The organism is Dietzia sp. B19, from assembly GCF_014145155.1.
Classification (GTDB): domain Bacteria; phylum Actinomycetota; class Actinomycetes; order Mycobacteriales; family Mycobacteriaceae; genus Dietzia; species Dietzia natronolimnaea.
In genome coordinates this window covers 1-612 of sequence record NZ_JAALED010000032.1, presented here as the reverse complement: position 1 = coordinate 612, position 612 = coordinate 1, and the positions used below count along the sequence as shown (strand labels likewise).

Sequence of the window (612 nt, the reverse complement as noted above, 5' to 3'; positions counted from 1 at the left end):
TACACCTTCGCTGGCCAGCACGTCGATGTGAAGATCACCGGCCCCACACTCACGGTCATGGCTGGCGGGGAGGTCATCGCCTCCCACGCCGTCTCCGGTAGGCGACATTCCTTCGTGACCGACCCTGACCATGTTCCCGCGCAGCATCTGCAGACCTCGGACCTATGGTCGCGGGCGTACTTCGTGCGCCAGGCCCACAAGATCGGACCGCACACCGTCGCCGCGATCAGCGAGGTCCTCGATCGCCAGCGGATCGAGGCTCAGGGCTATCGCTCGTGCCAGAACATCCTCGCCCTGGCCCGCGGGGACAACAAGATGCTGCTCGAGCGGGCCTGTGGCCAACTCGTCTCCGAGACCTCCCGCCGGGCGATCAGCTACACCGCCGTCAAGCAGCAGCTGGCGGCCCTGAGGACCCAGGCCGCCGCCCGGCCCACCACCACGCAGCCGGCGGTGGCGGCTACGACGGACCGGCTGGAGCCGCCACCGGGTCGGCGAGATACCACCGGGGCGCATCTGGCCGGGCCCGAGCAGTTCAGCCTCGCCGCCCTCACAGGAGGCCCGAGCCCGAGCAGCGGCACCGCGGGGCAGGAGGAGCTGCAGTGACTGATCGTC

Annotated in this window: 1 pseudogene; it reads left to right on the top strand. The window is 69.8% G+C overall.

Going from position 1 to position 612, the window contains the following annotated elements:
• A pseudogene (locus G6020_RS01480) lies at positions 1–603 on the top strand (IS21 family transposase); the annotation flags it as partial.
• Between the last annotated feature and the right edge of the window lie 9 nt (positions 604–612).